Consider the following 15934-nt stretch of genomic DNA (forward strand, 5'->3'; position numbering starts at 1 on the left):
CCGTGACCAGCCCGGACCGTGACCAGCCCGGACCGTGACCAGCCCGGACCGTGACCAGCCCGGACCGTGACCAGCCCGGACCGTGACCAGCCCCGAATCGTTGCCGGTCAGTCCAGTACCTCCACGGTGTCACCGACGCTGACCGTCCGACCTTCGTCGGAAGGTCCGCCCGGTTCGGTCCGGACCGTCATCTGGAGCCCGAAGCGGAGCTTCTGGCCGATGTTCCGCCGTGCGGCGAGCATCCGTAGCGGCTCCCGCCCCCGCTGCCCGGTCTCCTGGTCGATCGTCGCGATCAGACAGCGGCCACACTCGTCGGCGCCCTGGAACACCGCCCCGCCGATCCTGATCCGCCGCCCGACCCACTCGGCCTCGGCCCAGGGCGCGGCGCCGCTGATCACCACGTTGGGGCGGAACTGGACCATCGGCAACGGCCCCTCGGCGCTACCCGACTCCCGCAACCAGTCATTGAACGCATCCAACGACGCGGTGTTGCCCAGCAGCAACGGAGTACCGTCGGCGAAGCTCACCTCGGCGCCGACCCCGACCGGAACCGGCCAGGGAACGAGATTCCGAGCGGGGTCACCGAGCCAGACCAGCCGGACGGCACGCCCCAACAGCCGCTTGAGCCAGTCGTCCGCCTCCGAACCGGCAGCGCGTACCGGTGCGGGCGGCCGCGCCCGATACACCCGAACCTGGATCGCCTCGCCACCGGCCGGTTCGGCCAGATCGAGCGTCGGCATCCCCGGCGCGTCCAGGATCAGCCCACCCGGCCGGGACACCGCCCGCATCGTCACCAGTTCCCGATGCTGCCGCTGGGACAGACCGAGCCCATGTTCGTCCACAATCAGCCAACGCCGGTCGCCATCCAGACCCCACGGCTCGACCCGCGCCGTGTCACGGTCCATCCGGCGACACCCCTTCACCGGGTACGTGTAAATGGAGGTGACTCGCATCCGGTCAGGATGACACGACACGGCGTGACGGGGGTAACCGCGCGTCGGCGATCGCCCGTCACCCTCAACCGCGCGGTGTCGGAGCGCGGGGGCCAAGCCCCATACGGTACGGCTGCGGGCGCTGATCGACCCGAGCGTGCCGGTCAACAGCGTCGGCCACCCGATCAGGAGTTACCGCCGCTGGGGAAGCCGCTCGGCGAGGGTCTCGCGCAGATCCTCGGGCAGCCCGTCGATCTCGACCAGCTCCGGCAGCAGCTCCGGCTCGGTCATGTACGCCCGAAACGCCTGCGCGATCGTCACCCCGTGCGCCGGACGGTCCTGCACCGTCACCGGATCACCGGCCCACACCTCGCCCTGCTCCAGCACCCGCAGGTACGCGCCCGTCCGGTTCGCCCGGGTGAAGGTCTTCACCCAGCGCGGCTCGGCCATCTTGCGCTGGAACGTGACGCACGGGATGCGGCCGAATGTCGGCTGGAGGACCAGCCGTGGACCGATGCGCCACCGCTCGCCGATGACCGCGCCGTTGACGTCGACTCCCTCGGTCGTCAGGTTCTCGCCGAAGAGCCCGTTGACCAGCCGGCGACTCAGCCGCGCCTGCCACCAGTCGTAGTCCTCCCGCGCGTACGCGTAAACGGCCTGGTCGTCGCCGCCGTGGTGCGCGATGTCGAAGATCTGGTCACCGACCAGGCCGCTGTGCAGCCCGGTCGTCTTGGGCCCCGGCGCCCGCACCATGACCAGGTGATCGACCGGCTGCTTGTTGATGCCCGTGATGCCAACGCCCTTGGCCGGGTTGGGCTCCGGCACCGCCAGATTGACCGAAACAATCCTGCCCACGCCCGGCAACCTAACCACCCCAGCCACCGCACGCCACGCAATTTCCCCGCCACCGCCGAGGCGCACCTAAGATCTTGCGAACAAGCACCCGGACAAGGAGGAGCCGGTCGTGACGCGCTCGGCACCGTTCCTGCGGGAATGCTTGCTCCGGGCCGGGATGCGCGATGTCGTCACGGTGGAGCCTGCGACGGGTGGGCTCGCGGCGCTCGCGGGCATAGCCACCCGGCGCGACGCTCCGTCGGTGTTCGTCAAGGCATTCGTCGACGCGCCGGCCGACGATGTCTTCGTCGCGGAGGCCGAAGGGCTGGCCGCGCTGCGCGAACTCGGCGGCGTGGTGACACCCGAGGTGATGCTGGCGGACCGAGAGCTGCTTGTGTTGTCGGTGCTGCGGCCGAGGCCGCGCAGCGAGACCTTTTGGGAGCAGTTCGCGCACATGCTCGCCCACCTGCATATGAGTACGACCCATCCGCGCTTTGGATGGCACCGCGACAACTGGCTGGGTCGCCGCCGGCAGACCAATACCTGGGAAGACGACGGCTTTGCATTCTTCGCACAGCACCGGCTGCTTCGGTGGCTCGGGGAGCCCCGCGTCGAGGCGGCACTCGACAGCGGAGACCGGACGGCGTTGGAGCGGCTGTGTCACCGGCTGCCCGACCTGCTGCCGGACCGCCCGGCCTGCCTGACACACGGCGACCTGTGGGCACAGAACGTCCTGGCCACTCCGGACGGGCAGCCCGCGCTGATCGACCCGGCGGTGTCCTACATGTGGGCCGAGGTCGACCTCGCCCATGTGTGGTCCACCTCGCCCCCGCCCGAGGCACAACGGTTCTTCGCGGTCTACGCGGAGCTGACCTCACTCGACAGCGACTGGCAGACCCGCATGCCAATTGTCCAACTGCGCCAACACCTCGCCGTGCTGGCCCAGTTCGACGACGACTGGGGCGCGGGCGACCAGATCCGTACCACCCTTGCCCCATTCCGGACGCGAACCTGACCCGATTCCGGCACCGGACCGGCCTTACCGGGAGCCTCGGCCTACCGCCGGCTGAGGCGTACGCCAACTCGGCAGTGCCTTCGCGGGCCGGCAACCGGAGTTACTCACTCGCCACGGTCATGGGCGGTGCCGGACCGGTCGGCCAGCTCGTCGACGTCCAGCGACTCGCGGTGCACCCGCCCGGTGCGGTACGCGGCGCGGCCGATCATCTGGGCCGCCAGCGGGGCGGTGCTGAGCTGGAACCCGCCGATCAGCACCAGCGTGCCCAGGTCGGCGCCGTTGCGCAGGCTCATCGCCAACGCCAGCAGGATCAGCAGTACGCCGAGCACCTGTGGCTTGGTCGCCGAGTGCATCCGGCTGAGCACGTCCGGGAAGCGGATCAGCCCGATCCCGGCGACCAGGCTCAGCAGCCCCCCGGCGACCAGGAAGATCCCGACCAGCACGTCGAGTACGACGTCGCCGTTCACGCCTCCTCCCCGGAGGCGAACCGCACCAGGGCCACCGAGCCGACGAAGCCCAGTGTGCTGAGTACGACCAGGATCGGCAGCGTGGTGGCGTGCCGGTTCACGGCTGCCTCGGCACCGAGCGCGCCGATCATGATCGAGATCAGCACCTCGGCGGCGACGACCCGGTCCAACAGCGCCGGGCCGCGTACGACGCGGGTCAGGGCCAGCGCCGCCGCGGCGGAGAGCAGGACGGCGACGACAACGACGGCAACGGTCACGATGGTCCTCCCGGTTCGGCGTTTCCCGTGGTCGGCGAGAGCATTCGCAGTTCCGCCTCGGAGCCAATGGTGCGGACGAGGCGGGCCTCCAGGGCCAGCACGCGTTCCCGGCTCCGGGCCAGGTCCTCGGCGCCGCGGATGTCCAGCACGTGCACGTAGAGCGTTCCGGTCTCCCGGTCCGCCTCCACGATCAGCGTGCCGGGGACCAGCGACAGCACCTCGGCGGTCAGCGCCAGGTTGAGGTCGGTACGCACTCGCAGCCGGACGGCGACGATCGCGTTCCGGGGCTGGCCGGGGCGTACCGCGACCCAGCCGACGTGCACGCTGGCGACCACGAGTTCGGCGACGAACCGTCCGACGAACCCGGCCAGCACCAGCGGCCGGAGCCGCCCCCCGAAGGTGACCCGGGGCAGCGGCAGGAAGACCAGGATCACCACGGCCACCAGTACGCCGCCGAGCAGGTTGCCGACGGTGAACTCGCCCCAGAGCAGACTCCAGACCGCGACCAGCCAGCCGACCGTGATCAGGTGGTCCCGCCAGCGTCGCCGGCCCGGCAGTCGGCCCCGCAGCGCCCGCCAGCCCGACCCAGCCCGGTCTGTCAGCCGACCTGACCCCAAGCGGCGCGACGGGTCCGGGCCGGCGGGCCGGGCGTCGCCGGTCACGGCGGGCCGCCGGGGAAGACCGCCCGCACGTACGGGACGCGTTGTCGCAGGTCGTCGGCTGCCTCGGTGCTGACCCCGAAGAGCGGGCCGGCGGCCACCGTCAGCCCCACCCCGAGCAGCACCAGTACGGTGGTGGCGCCCACCATCAGCCGGGGCAGCCGGGCCGGCGCCTCGGGGTCGACCAGCCGGGGCGGGCGCCAGAACGCCAGGCTCCACACCTTCGTCGTCGCGTAGAGGGTGAGCAGGCTGGTCAGGGTGCCGGCGACCACCACCAGCCAGGGCAGCACCCCGCCGGCCGACACCCCGGCCTGGAGCAGTCCGAGCTTGCCGAGGAACCCGGAGAACGGCGGGACGCCGGAGAGGTTCAGCGCCGGCACCAGGAACAGCACGCCGAGCAGCGGGGCGACCCGGGCCAGCCCGCCGATCCGGTCCAGGTTGGTGCTGCCGGCCCGCCGCTCGACCAGCCCGGCCGCCAGGAACAGGGTGGTCTGCACGGTGATGTGGTGCACCACGTAGAAGATCGCGGCGGCAAGCCCGGGCCCCGAGGTCAGCGCCACCCCAAAGAGCAGATACCCGATGTGGCTGACCAAGGTGAACGACAGCAGCCGCTTGATGTCGGACTGCGCGACCGCGCCCAGGATGCCGACCAGCATGGTCAGCAGGGCCAGCACCAGCAGCAGGTCGGCGGCGCGGCCGTCGGGGAAGAGCAGCGTCTCGGTCCGGATGATCGCGTAGATGCCGATCTTGGTCAGCAGGCCGGCGAAGACCGCGGTGACCGGGGCCGGAGCGGTCGGATAGGAGTCCGGGAGCCAGGCCGCCAGCGGGAAGACCGCCGCCTTGATGGCAAAGGCGAGCAGGAGTACGCCGTGCAGCGCCAGCCGCAGGTCGGCCGAGAGGGCGTCGAGTCGGCCCACCATCTGGGCGAGGTTCAGCGTGCCGGTGGAGGCGTACACCAGGCCGATCGCGGTGAGGAAGATCAGCGACGAGACCAGCCCGACCACGACGTACGTGGTGCCGGCCCGGATGCGCTCCTCGGTGCCGCCGATGGTGAGCAGCACGTAGCTGGCCGCCAGCAGCACCTCGAAGCCGACGAAGAGGCTGAACAGGTCGCCGGCGAGGAAGGCGTTGGTCACCCCGGAGGTCATCACCAGATAGGTGGGGTGGTAGATGACCACCGGAGTGTGCTCGCCCGGATCCGCCCGCTCCTCCTCCCCGATCGAGTAGAGCAGCACGCAGAGCGTCACCGCCGCCGAGACCACCAGCATCAGCGCGGCCAACTGGTCGGCGACCAGCACGATGCCGAGCGGAGCCCGCCAGCCGCCGATGTGCACCACCAGCGGGCCGTGCCAGTGCGCCCGCCAGAGCAGCAGGACCGCGACAGCGAGCGTGACCACCAGGGCGGTGACGCTGATCGCCCGCTGCGCGATCGGCCGGCGGCCCAGCACCAGCGCCAGCGCCGCGCCGAACAGCGGTACGACCACCGGCAGCGGTACCAGATAGCTCATGCCGGCACTCCGCTGCGCTCCGCGCTGACATGAGGCACAACCGCACTGAACTGGCCGACTCGCTCGCAACGCTGGCTCACGCCCGGCACTCCGCTGCGCTCCGTGCCGACACGAGACACAACCGCACTGAACTGGCCGACTCGCTCACGACGCTCGCTCATGCCTGGCCGCCCGGCTCGTCGTCGAGTCGGCGCGGTGCCGGCTCCGGATCGACCTGCTCGGGATCGGCGCCCACCACCCCGCCGGGCGGCGGCCAGGGCCCCTCGCCGGCGTTGTCATCCGGACCGGCGAGTTCGTGCCGCTTCGCCCGGCGCACGATCCGGCGGTCCTCCGGGTCGTCGCGTACCTCGTCGTGCCCGGTCAACTGCCAGCTCCGGTACGCCATCGCCAGCAGGAACGCGGTCAGGCCCAGGGTGATCACGATGGCGGTCAGCACCATCGCCTGGGCCAGTGGGTCGCTCATCTCCGCGTCCGGCGTGACCCCGAGGATCGGCGCCTCACCGGGCCGGCCGCCGAGCAGGAGCAGCAGGTTGGTGCCGTTGGTGAGCAGGATGATGCCGATCAGCACCCGGCTGAGGCTGCGCTCCAGCAGCAGGATGACCCCGCTGCCGAACAGCACCCCGACGACCAGCGCCAGCACCAGGTTCGGAGTCATCGCCGGCCCTCCGTACCGGCCACCCCGGAGTCCGTACCGGCCGATTCGGAGTCCGTGCCGGCCGATTCGGAGTCCGTGCCGCCCGGGGCGTCCGGCGCCCCCGCACCCGCCGCCGCCTGTCGTGCCGGTCCGGCCGGCCGGTCCGTACGCAGCCCGGTGCCCGGCTCGTCCTCCACCTCGATCTGCCGGTCCACCTCGGCGCCGAGGCTGCGCAGGATGTCCAGCACCAGGCCGACCACGACCAGGTAGACGCCGATGTCGAAGAAGATCGAGGTGACCAGGTGCAGTTCGCCGACGAGCGGCAACTCCGGCTCCAGCAGCGAACTGCGCAGCACCTCCCCACCCGTCGACATGGCCAGCAGACCGGTGCCGACCGACACGAAGAGGCCGACCCCGAGCAGCATCCCGGCGTCGACCGGGGCAGCCTGGTCGAGTTCGTGCCGGCCTCCGGCGAGGTAGCGGACCGCGAGCGCGAGTCCGGCCACCAGGCCACCGACGAAGCCGCCGCCGGGGGCGTTGTGGCCGGAGAAGAGCAGGAAGATGGAGAAGAGCACGACCGTGTGGAAGATCAGCCGGACGACCACCTCGAAGACGATCGAGCGGCGCCGGGTCCGCAGCGTCGGGCCGGCCCGCAGCCAGACCCGCTCGGCTCCGGGCGGTGGCGGCAGGTCGTCCCGGCGAGGGCGGTCCGGGCCACGTCGACGCTGGAAGATCAGGCTGGCCACCCCGGTCGCCGCCACCACCAGTACGGCGATCTCGCCCATGGTGTCCCAGGCCCGGATGTCCACCAGGGTCACGTTGACGACGTTGCGGCCGTACCCGAAGGAGAGCGCCGGCCCGGGGAACTCGGCCGAGACCGGCGGTGCCCGCCGGGCCCCGGTCGCGGCCACGGCCATCGCGGTGACCACGGCCCCGACCGCCACCCCGAGGGCGAGCCGGGTCCACCGGCTGCGCCGCAGCGGTCGCACCGAGAACCGGGCCGGCAGCCGGCGCAGCACCAACACGAAGATCACGATGGTGACGGTCTCCGCCAGGAACTGGGCCAACGCCAGGTCGGGCGCCCCGTGCAGCACGAAGAGCACGGCGGTGCAGTAGCCGGTGACGCCGGCCAGGATCACCGCGGTGAGCCGGCTCCGGGCCCGGACGGTGAGCACCGCGGCGACCCCGAGCACCACCCCGACGACGGCCTGGAGCGGGTTTCCCGACACGCCGATCCGGTCCGGCCACGGGCCGCGCAGCAGCGCGCCGCCGAGCACGAGCACCAGGGCGAACAGGATGACGCCGAGGTACTGCGGCAGCGAACCCCGCTGGGTCGCACCGGTGAGCGCCACGGCGAACCGGTCGAATCCCCGGCTCAGCACCTGGTAGGCGGTGTCCCCGTCGAACGGCGCCCGCAGCCGGGCCTGCACCGCGCCGACCGGAGTACGGAGCGCGAAGAGCAGCAGACCGCCGACCTGGGCCAGCGCCGACAGGCCCAGGACCAGCCCCGATGCCGGCACGAAGGTGAGTGGGTGCGCGATCGACCCGAACAGCCGGGGATATCCGGCGAGCGTCTCGCCGACCGGCCCGGCCAGGACCCCCAGTACCAGCCCGGCGACCGCGAGCAGGGCCGCCGGGGCGAGCAGGACGGTCTCGACCGGGCGGGTCGGCGTCGCCTCCCGGGGTGGTGGCCGGCCGGCGAACGCCCCCCGGACGAACCGGGCGCTGTAGGCGGTGGTCAGCACGGCGCCGAGCAGCAGCGCGGCGAGCAGCGGCGGGTCGCCGCGGAACGCACCGAGGATCGCCTCCTTGGCGACGAACCCGAGCAGCGGCGTGACCCCGGCCATCGAGGCCGCGGCGAGCACGGCGGTCGCGCAGACCAGCGGCATCCGCCGCCACAGCCCGGAGAGCACGGTCAGGTCCCGGGTACCGGCCCGCCGGTCGACGATCCCGACCACCAGGAACAGGGCCGCCTTGAACAGGGCGTGCCCGACCAGCATCGCCACGCCGGCGAGCGCGGCGTCCGGGGTGCCTGCGCCGACGAGTACGACCAGCAGCCCGAGCTGGCTGACCGTGCCGTACGCCAGCAGCAGCTTCAGGTCGACCTGGCGCAGCGCGGCCCAGCCACCGGCCAGCACGGTGACGATCCCGGTCACGTAGATCACCGGACGCCACGGGCCCACCTCCGCGTATACCGGCGCGAGCAGCGCGACCAGGTAGACGCCGGCCTTCACCATCGCGGCGGCGTGCAGGTAGGCGCTGACCGGGGTCGGTGCGGCCATCGCGGCCGGCAGCCAGAAGCTGGTCGGGAAGATCGCCGACTTGCTCAGCGCACCGACCAGGATCAGCACCACCGCGATCCCGAGGTACCCGCCGGGCGGCGGCGGCCGGGCCGCGATCTCCGACCAGCGGTACGTGCCGGCGTGCTGGCCGAGCATGACGAAGCCGACCAGCATGACCAGCCCACCGAGGGTGGTCACCAGTAGCGCCTGGTTCGCCGACCGTCGGCTGGCCTGCTGCTCCGGGTGGTGCGCGATCAGCAGGTAGGAGAAGACGCTGGTCAGCTCCCAGCAGACGTAGAGCAGCAGCAGGTCGTCGGCGAGTACCACCCCGAGCATCGCTCCGGCGAAGCCGACGAAGACGGCGGCGAACCGGCCCAACCCGGGCTCGTCGGCGTCGAAGTAGCGGACGCAGTAGACCAGTACCAGGGCGCCGATCCCGCCGACCAGCAGGACCAGCAGCCAGGACAGGGTGGTGACCCGGAGCGCCAGCTCGATGCCCAACTCCGGCACCCACGGGTACGCCTCGACGACCGCCCTCCCCTCCCGGACGGTGTCGGCGTACCCGAGCGCCCAGCCGAACGCGCTGGCCGGGGCGACCGCCAACGGCAGGAAGGCCCAGCGCCCCCACCGGTGCACCAACGCGGGTGCCAGCGCCGCAGCCACCAGGTGCAGCGCCAGCAGCATCAGCATGCGTACTCCAGGTAGGTGTCGGCACGGCCCGGCCCGAGGACGTGGACTCAGACAGATCACACGGCAGAGTCCGGTCCGACACGCGGAATAGCCCGAAACCACCCGAGTGAGGACCAGGGTCAGCGATCCTGCCGGCCGATCGGCTCAGCACGGCGGTCCGGCCCGGCGGTCCGGCCCGGCGGGTCGCGCTGCCGGCGGGTGACGCTGCCGGCGGGTGACGCGGCCGGCGGGTGACGCGGGGGCGCTGCCGGCGGGTGACGCGGCAGGCGGGGGGCGGGGCTACCGGGCGGGCCGAGGCTCGCGGGTCGGGGGTGTTACCCGACGGTGCAGGCCGAGTCGACGCTGTGGGTCGGATCCTGGTCGAGGAGGGCCGGGGCCGTGCCACCGTCGAGGAGGGCGCGGGCGGCGGTGTCGTCCGCGGCGTCCGGTGTGGACGGCACCACCAGGTCGGGGCGGCCGAGTTGCCGGACGACCTGGTTGATCACCTGCTGGGCGGCGGCGAGGGAACGCCGGGGCAGCACCCGGCCGTGCGCCTCGCGGCGCAGCACCAGGGCGTGCACCGCGGCCCGGACCCGGGCCCGGTCCGCCGCGCTGGCGGTGGCGGTGGCCGCGACCAACTGCCGGAGGCAGTCGACGAGCCGCTCGGCGAGTTCGAGGTCGGCGCCGCGCAGACCGGCCCGCGCCACGGTCAGATAGGTCTCGACCCGACGGGTCAACACGTCCGTGGCGGCGGGGACGTCGCGCGGAACGCCGGTCATCCGTACCCCCTTGCGCCGAGCTTGGGTTTCGGAGAAGTTACTGTATGTTGCACTTCGTTCGCAAGCAGTTAAGTAAGACTTAGCCCTCATCTCAGGCGAAAACAACGATCAGCGGGCATGCGGACAACCGTTCCGGTGAACCTGTCGGACCTACCGGGCACGATGGGTCGGTGAGCGATGTGCTGGCGACGTTCGGCGTGGCGACCCGGGAGTGGTTCGGCGCCGCCTTCGCCGCGCCCACCGACGCCCAGGCCGGGGCGTGGCGGGCGGTCGGCGCCGGGCACAACGCCCTGGTGGTCGCCCCAACCGGCTCCGGCAAGACCCTCGCGGCGTTCCTCTGGTCGCTGGACCGGCTGGCCCGCGAGCCGGCCCCGGCCGACCTCCGGCAGCGCTGCCGGGTGGTCTACGTCAGCCCGTTGAAGGCGCTCGCCGTCGACGTCGAGCGCAACCTACGCGCCCCGCTCACCGGCATCCGGCAGGCGGCGGCCCGGCTGGGCCTCCCGCCGCCCGAGATCACCGTCGGGATGCGGACCGGGGACACCCCGGCCGACGAGCGCCGGGCGTTCGCGCGTACCCCGCCGGACATCCTGATCACCACACCGGAGTCGCTCTTCCTGCTGCTCACCTCCGCCGCCCGGGACTCGCTGCGCGGCGTACAGACCGTGATCGTCGACGAGGTGCACGCGGTCGCCGGTACCAAACGCGGCGCACACCTGGCGCTCTCCCTGGAGCGGCTGGACGCCCTGCTGCCCGCCCCCGCGCAGCGGATCGGGCTCTCCGCCACCGTGCGCCCGATCGACGCCACCGCGCGGTTCCTCGGCGGCGCCCGGCCGGTGAGCGTGGTGCAGCCGGAGACCGCGAAGACCATCGAGGTCAGCGTGCAGGTGCCGGTCGAGGACATGACCCGGCTGGACGAGCAGGAGGCGCCACCGGACGACGAGTTCGGCACCCCGCGCCGGGCGTCGATCTGGCCGGCGGTCGAGGAGCGGGTCTACGACCTGGTCCGGTCGCACCGGTCGACCATCGTCTTCACCAACTCCCGACGCGGTGCCGAGCGGCTCTGCGCCCGGCTCAACGAGCTGGCCGCCGACGAGGCGGAGTCGGCCCTCGGCCCGGCAGACGGTGCCGGGGACGGCCGTCCGCCCTTCGCCAGCCGGACCGGAGGCGACCAGGCCGGAGGCGACCGCGCCAGAGGCGACCGGACCGGAGGCGACCGGACCGGAGGCGACCGGACCGCAGGCGACCGGACCGCAGGCGACCGGACCGCAGGCGACCGGGCCGGAGGCGACCGGGCCGCGCCGATCCGGCCGGCGGTGCCGCCTCGGCTGCCGGCGGAGATCATGGCGCAGTCCGGTGCGGCGACCGGGGCGGCGCCGGTGATCGCCCGGGCGCACCACGGCAGCGTCTCCCGGGAGGAGCGCCGGCACATCGAGGAGGCGCTCAAGTCCGGCCAGTTGCCGGCGGTGGTCGCCACCTCCAGCCTGGAGCTTGGCATCGACATGGGCGCCGTCGACCTGGTGGTGCAGATCGAGGCGCCGCCGAGCGTCGCCGCCGGCCTGCAACGGGTCGGCCGGGCCGGGCACCAGGTCGGCGCGGTCTCCCGGGGCGTGGTCTTCCCGAAGCACCGGGGCGACCTGCTCTCCTGCGCGGTGGTGGCCGAGCGGATGACCGACGGTGCCATCGAGGAGCTGCACTATCCGCGCAACCCGCTGGACGTACTCGCCCAGCAGATCGTCGCGATGGTGGCCCTCGACGAGTGGCGGGTCGGCGACCTCACCGCCCTGATCCGCCGCGCCGCTCCCTTCGCCGAGCTGCCCGACTCGGCCCTGCACGCCGTACTCGACATGCTCTCCGGGCGCTATCCGTCCACCGCCTTCGCCGAGCTGCGTCCCCGGCTGGTCTGGGACCGGGCCGCAGACCTGCTCACCGGTCGACCAGGCGCGCAGCGGCTGGCGGTGACCAGTGGCGGCACCATCCCCGACCGGGGGCTGTTCGGGGTTTTCCTGGCGGGTGCGGCGACTACTCCGGGTCGCGGCGCGGCGTCAGACGCGCCGAGCCGGAGTAGTCGTAGGGCCGCCCGGGTGGGCGAGCTGGACGAGGAGATGGTCTACGAGTCCCGGGTCGGCGACGTCTTCCTGCTCGGCTCGTCGTCCTGGCGGATCGAGGACATCACCCCGGACCGGGTGCTGGTCTCACCCGCACCGGGCCAGGCGGCCCGGATGCCGTTCTGGAAGGGTGACCAGCTCGGCCGGCCGGTCGAGTTGGGCCGGGCCCTCGGCAACCGGCTGCGCGGACTGGTCCGGGCCGACGACGAGGCCGCCCGCGCCGCGCTCCGTTCCGGCGGGTTGGACGACTGGGCCGCCGGCAACCTGGTGGCATACCTGCGCGAGCAGCAGGCCGCCACCCGGTCGGTGCCGGACGACCGGACGGTGCTGGTCGAGCGCTTCCGCGACGAGCTGGGCGACTGGCGGCTGGCCGTGCACTGCGTGCTCGGGGCCCGGGTCAACGGGCCCTGGGCGCTGGCCATCGCCCGCCGGCTCACCGAGCGGTACGGCGTCGACGCCCAGGTGGTCCCCTCCGACGACGGCATCGTCGTCCGGCTGCCCGACACCGCCGACGATCCGCCCGGCGCCGAGCTGGTGGCCTTCGATTCCGACGAGATCGCCACCCTGGTCGAGGAGTCGGTCGGCGGGTCCGCCCTGTTCGCCGCCAGGTTCCGGGAGTGTGCCGCCCGCGCCCTGCTGCTGCCCCGCCGCGACCCGCGCCGCCGCCAGCCACTCTGGCAGCAGCGCCAGCGGGCCGCCCAACTGCTCGACGTCGCCCGGGAATACGCCGATTTCCCGATCACCCTGGAGGCGGCCCGGGAGTGTCTCCAGGACGTCTTCGACCTGCCCGGCCTGGTGGCGCTGATGCGCGAGGTGGCCGCCCGCAAGGTCCGGCTGGTCGAGGTGGAGACGTCCCGGCCGTCGCCGTTCGCCCGTTCGCTGCTCTTCGGGTACGTCGGCGCGTTCCTCTACGAGGGTGACGCCCCGCTGGCCGAACGGCGGGCCGCCGCGCTGGCGCTCGACTCGGCCCTGCTCGGCGAGCTGCTCGGCCGGGTCGACCTGCGGGAGCTGCTCGACCCGACGGTGGTGGCCGAGACCGAGCGGCAGTTGCGCTGGCTGACCGAGCAGCGCCGGCCCCGGGACGCCGAGGACGCGGTCGAGCTGCTCCGGCTGCTCGGCGACCTGTCCGACGCCGAGCTGGCCGAGCGCGGGGTCGCACCGGAGTGGTTGACCGGGCTGGAGGCGGCTCGACGGATCCTCCGGATCCGGGTCGCCGGGCAGGAGCGCTGGATCGGCGTCGAGGACGCCGGCCGCTACCGGGACGCGCTCGGGGTGGCCCTGCCGGTGGGGGTGGCAGGGGCATACCTCGAACCGGCGGCCGACCCGCTCGGCGATCTCGTCGCCCGGTACGCCCGGACGCACGGCCCCTTCGCCGCGAGCACCTGTGCGGCCCGGTTCGGGCTCGGCGTCTTCGTACTGGAGCAGACGCTGCGCCGGCTCGGTGCCGACGGGCGGGTGGTCTCCGGCGAGTTCTCGCCGACCGGCGCCGGGCCGGAGTGGTGCGACGCCGAGGTGCTCCGGCTGCTGCGCCGCCGCTCCCTGGCCGCGCTGCGCCGGGAGATCGAGCCGGTACCGGCCCGGGCGCTGGCCACCTTCCTGCCCCGCTGGCAGCAGATCGGCGCGGCTGCCCGGGGTGTCGAGGCGGTTGCCGCCGTGGTGGAGCAGTTGCAGGGGGTGGCGGTGCCGGCGTCCTCGCTGGAGAGTCTGGTCCTGCCCAGCCGGGTCGCCGACTACTCCCCCGCCTATCTCGACGAGCTCTGTGCCAGCGGCGAGGTGGTGTGGGCGGGATCCGGCGCGATCGGCCGGGGCGACGGCTGGCTCACCCTGGCGTACGCCGACAGCGCGCCGCTGCTGCTGCCCGTACCCGACGAGGCGCTGGCGCTGACCCCGGTGCACGAGGCGGTGTTGGCCGCACTCGCCGACGGGCAGGCGCTGTTCTTCCGGTCGCTGGCCGAACGGGTCGCCGCCGACGAGCGGCTCGCCGGTTCGGCTGCCGGGCCGGTCGAGGACACGACGCTGGTCGGAGTGGTGTGGGAGCTGGTCTGGGCCGGCTGGTTGACCAACGACACGCTCGCGCCGCTGCGCGCCGTACTCGGGGGTGGGGGCGCGCACCGGCCGCGTACCGGCGCGCCCCGGACCCGCTACCGGCGGCCGGGCCGCCCCGCACTGCCGGCCCGGGGTGGGCCACCGACGGTCGCCGGCCGCTGGTCCCGGCTCCCGGAGCGGGACACCGATCCGACCCGGCGGGCCGCCGCGCTCGCCGACGTGCTGCTGGAACGGCACGGGGTGGTGACCCGGGGAGCGGTGGTCGCCGAGGGGGTGTCCGGCGGCTTCGCCGCGGTCTATCCGGTGCTCTCCGCACTGGAGGAACGCGGGGCGGCCCGCCGCGGCTACTTCGTCGAAGGGCTCGGCGCGGCACAGTTCGCGGTCCCCGGCGCGGTGGACCGGCTGCGGGCGCTCGCCGAGCCGGAGGAGTTGCGCCGCCGGGCCGGCGGGGCCCGGGTGCTGGCCGCCACCGACCCGGCCAACCCGTACGGCGCCGCGCTGCCCTGGCCGGCCCGGGTGGTCGATTCGGGCGACGGCACCATCGACCCGGCCACGAGTACGAGCACCGGACACCGGGCGGGTCGCAAGGCGGGTGCCCTGGTGGTGCTGGTCGGCGGCGAACTCGTGCTGTACGTCGAGCGTGGTGGCCGTACGCTGCTCTCCTTCACCGACGACGCGGGGGCACTGGCCGCCGCCGCCCAGGCCCTCGGCTCGGCGAACCTCTCCGGTGCGCTCGGCATCCTCACGGTGGAACGCGCCGACGGCGCCTCGGTGCACGCGTCCCCGCTGCGCGACGCGCTCACCGCCGCCGGCTTCCGGACCACCCCGCGCGGCCTGCGCCTGCGCGGCTGACCGGGACCAATTTGGTCGAACGGGTCGCCATCCGAGAACGTTGGGCTGGTCGATCATCCACAGCCACGTGCCATCCAACTGCCGCGCGCGGTTGATGCCTACGCCACTCCTCGGCGACGACGGCGTGCCCGGCGACGGGCCTCGCCGCGTTCCAGCCACCACTCGGCGACGAGCAGATTGACCACCCAGCTCATCCAGACACTGGCGCCGGCGGCCGCCTGGATCATCGCGTTCTCCTCCCCGCCGTACGTCGTGTCGACCTGAGGCAGCAGCAGGATGACGAAGAGCGTCGCCCACACCCGGTTCACCACGATCGATCCGGTCAGCGCGAAGCTGCGGATCATCCACCTGCGGTGCTCGACGAACCGGCGTTGCCGCGCCATCCGGTATCCGGCGACGGACGTGGCGAGCCAGAGGATCGCCAGCATGGTGTTGCCGACCTGTGAGACGAAGCCGGTGGTGCTGAACGGTGTGACGCCGAGAACCGCGATCCCCGCCGGGAAGACTCCGCCGAAGAAGTACGCCCGGCCCATCCAGCGGTGCGCGGCCGGGTAACGCTGGCGAAACCATGGCCAGACCTGGAAGCAGCCGGTGAGCAGTGCGACCGAGCCGAAGACGATGTGCGCCACCAGCAGCGGGTAGTACTGCGGGAAGCCCTCCGGGACGGGCAGCCGTGCCCGGCTCGGATCGAACGTCAGGTACGGCGGCAGCGCGTACGCGACGAACGCGACCGCGAGCAGTGTCAGCGGTACCGCCCAGCGCAGTTGCCGCCGCACCCGGGCCCGACCCGCCGGCTGCCCGGCCGGTGCGCTGGCGGCGGGCGGGGTCGACGGGTTGTCGATCGTCGTGGGCATGTCGCTTCCCTGTCTCTCGGACCAGCTTGTCTTCCCGTTGA

At 73.2% G+C, this 15934-nt stretch carries 11 protein-coding genes and 1 pseudogene; 2 read left to right on the forward strand and 10 right to left on the reverse strand.

Annotation, left to right across the window (positions count from 1 at the left end):
* Positions 1-107: 107 nt before the first annotated feature.
* Together Pma05_RS16245 and Pma05_RS16250 are read right to left on the reverse strand one after the other, a co-directional pair.
* The gene (locus Pma05_RS16245; protein WP_203858263.1) at positions 108-953 is read right to left on the reverse strand and encodes an MOSC domain-containing protein; all 846 of its coding nucleotides are present in this window, start codon (positions 951-953) and stop codon (positions 108-110) included.
* 171 nt (positions 954-1124) lie between these two features.
* Entirely contained in the window at positions 1125-1787 is a 663-nt protein-coding gene (locus tag Pma05_RS16250; RefSeq protein WP_203858264.1) for an MOSC domain-containing protein, read from the reverse strand.
* Positions 1788-1896: 109 nt separating this feature from the next.
* On the opposite strand from Pma05_RS16250, the gene Pma05_RS16255 reads away from it, so the two are divergent.
* On the forward strand, positions 1897-2781 hold the full coding sequence (locus Pma05_RS16255; RefSeq protein ID WP_203858265.1) for a fructosamine kinase family protein: 885 nt from the start codon (positions 1897-1899) through the stop codon (positions 2779-2781).
* Positions 2782-2885: 104 nt separating this feature from the next.
* Here the strand turns inward: Pma05_RS16255 and mnhG are convergent, their stop codons facing one another.
* From mnhG to Pma05_RS16290, 7 genes and pseudogenes are all read right to left on the reverse strand, one after another.
* Complete coding sequence (mnhG, locus tag Pma05_RS16260; RefSeq protein ID WP_203858266.1) at positions 2886-3248, reverse strand: monovalent cation/H(+) antiporter subunit G; 363 nt, start codon at positions 3246-3248, stop codon at positions 2886-2888.
* On the reverse strand, positions 3245-3505 hold the full coding sequence (locus tag Pma05_RS16265; RefSeq protein WP_203858267.1) for an MrpF/PhaF family protein: 261 nt from the start codon (positions 3503-3505) through the stop codon (positions 3245-3247). The genes mnhG and Pma05_RS16265 overlap by 4 nt, the downstream gene beginning before the upstream one ends.
* Positions 3502-4167, reverse strand: a complete 666-nt coding sequence (locus Pma05_RS16270; protein ID WP_307836855.1) for a Na+/H+ antiporter subunit E — start codon at positions 4165-4167, stop codon at positions 3502-3504. Before Pma05_RS16270 ends, Pma05_RS16265 begins: the two co-directional genes overlap by 4 nt.
* Positions 4164-5672: a Na+/H+ antiporter subunit D gene (locus Pma05_RS16275; RefSeq protein WP_203858268.1), complete on the reverse strand. Its 1509-nt coding sequence runs from the start codon at positions 5670-5672 to the stop codon at positions 4164-4166. Before Pma05_RS16275 ends, Pma05_RS16270 begins: the two co-directional genes overlap by 4 nt.
* 157 nt (positions 5673-5829) lie before the next feature.
* A complete protein-coding gene (locus Pma05_RS16280) occupies positions 5830-6327 on the reverse strand; it encodes a Na(+)/H(+) antiporter subunit C (protein ID WP_203858269.1) in 498 nt (165 codons plus the stop codon).
* The gene (locus tag Pma05_RS16285) at positions 6324-9278 is read right to left on the reverse strand and encodes a Na+/H+ antiporter subunit A (protein WP_203858270.1); all 2955 of its coding nucleotides are present in this window, start codon (positions 9276-9278) and stop codon (positions 6324-6326) included. The genes Pma05_RS16280 and Pma05_RS16285 overlap by 4 nt, the downstream gene beginning before the upstream one ends.
* Before the next feature lie 422 nt (positions 9279-9700).
* A pseudogene (locus Pma05_RS16290) lies at positions 9701-10036 on the reverse strand (hypothetical protein); the annotation flags it as partial.
* 170 nt (positions 10037-10206) lie between these two features.
* On the opposite strand from Pma05_RS16290, the gene Pma05_RS16295 reads away from it, so the two are divergent.
* Positions 10207-15039, forward strand: coding sequence for an Lhr family helicase (locus tag Pma05_RS16295; protein ID WP_372441488.1), 4833 nt, complete (start codon positions 10207-10209; stop codon positions 15037-15039).
* Between the two features lie 98 nt (positions 15040-15137).
* Here Pma05_RS16295 and Pma05_RS16300 read toward each other — a convergent pair whose 3' ends face one another.
* Entirely contained in the window at positions 15138-15893 is a 756-nt protein-coding gene (locus Pma05_RS16300) for a DUF2306 domain-containing protein (protein ID WP_203858271.1), read from the reverse strand.
* Positions 15894-15934: the final 41 nt, after the last annotated feature.

Origin of the sequence: Plantactinospora mayteni (assembly GCF_016862935.1) — a bacterium.
Lineage (GTDB): Bacteria > Actinomycetota > Actinomycetes > Mycobacteriales > Micromonosporaceae > Plantactinospora > Plantactinospora mayteni.

Excerpts from the sequence above, each read along its gene's own strand:
- Pma05_RS16275 (WP_203858268.1), bottom strand. The coding sequence starts at position 5,672 with ATGAGCTATCTGGTACCGCTGCCGGTGGTCGTACCGCTGTTCGGCGCG.
- Pma05_RS16280 (WP_203858269.1), bottom strand. The coding sequence starts at position 6,327 with ATGACTCCGAACCTGGTGCTGGCGCTGGTCGTCGGGGTGCTGTTCGGC.
- Pma05_RS16245 (WP_203858263.1), bottom strand. The coding sequence starts at position 953 with ATGCGAGTCACCTCCATTTACACGTACCCGGTGAAGGGGTGTCGCCGG.
- Pma05_RS16285 (WP_203858270.1), bottom strand. The coding sequence starts at position 9,278 with ATGCTGATGCTGCTGGCGCTGCACCTGGTGGCTGCGGCGCTGGCACCC.
- Pma05_RS16300 (WP_203858271.1), bottom strand. The coding sequence starts at position 15,893 with ATGCCCACGACGATCGACAACCCGTCGACCCCGCCCGCCGCCAGCGCA.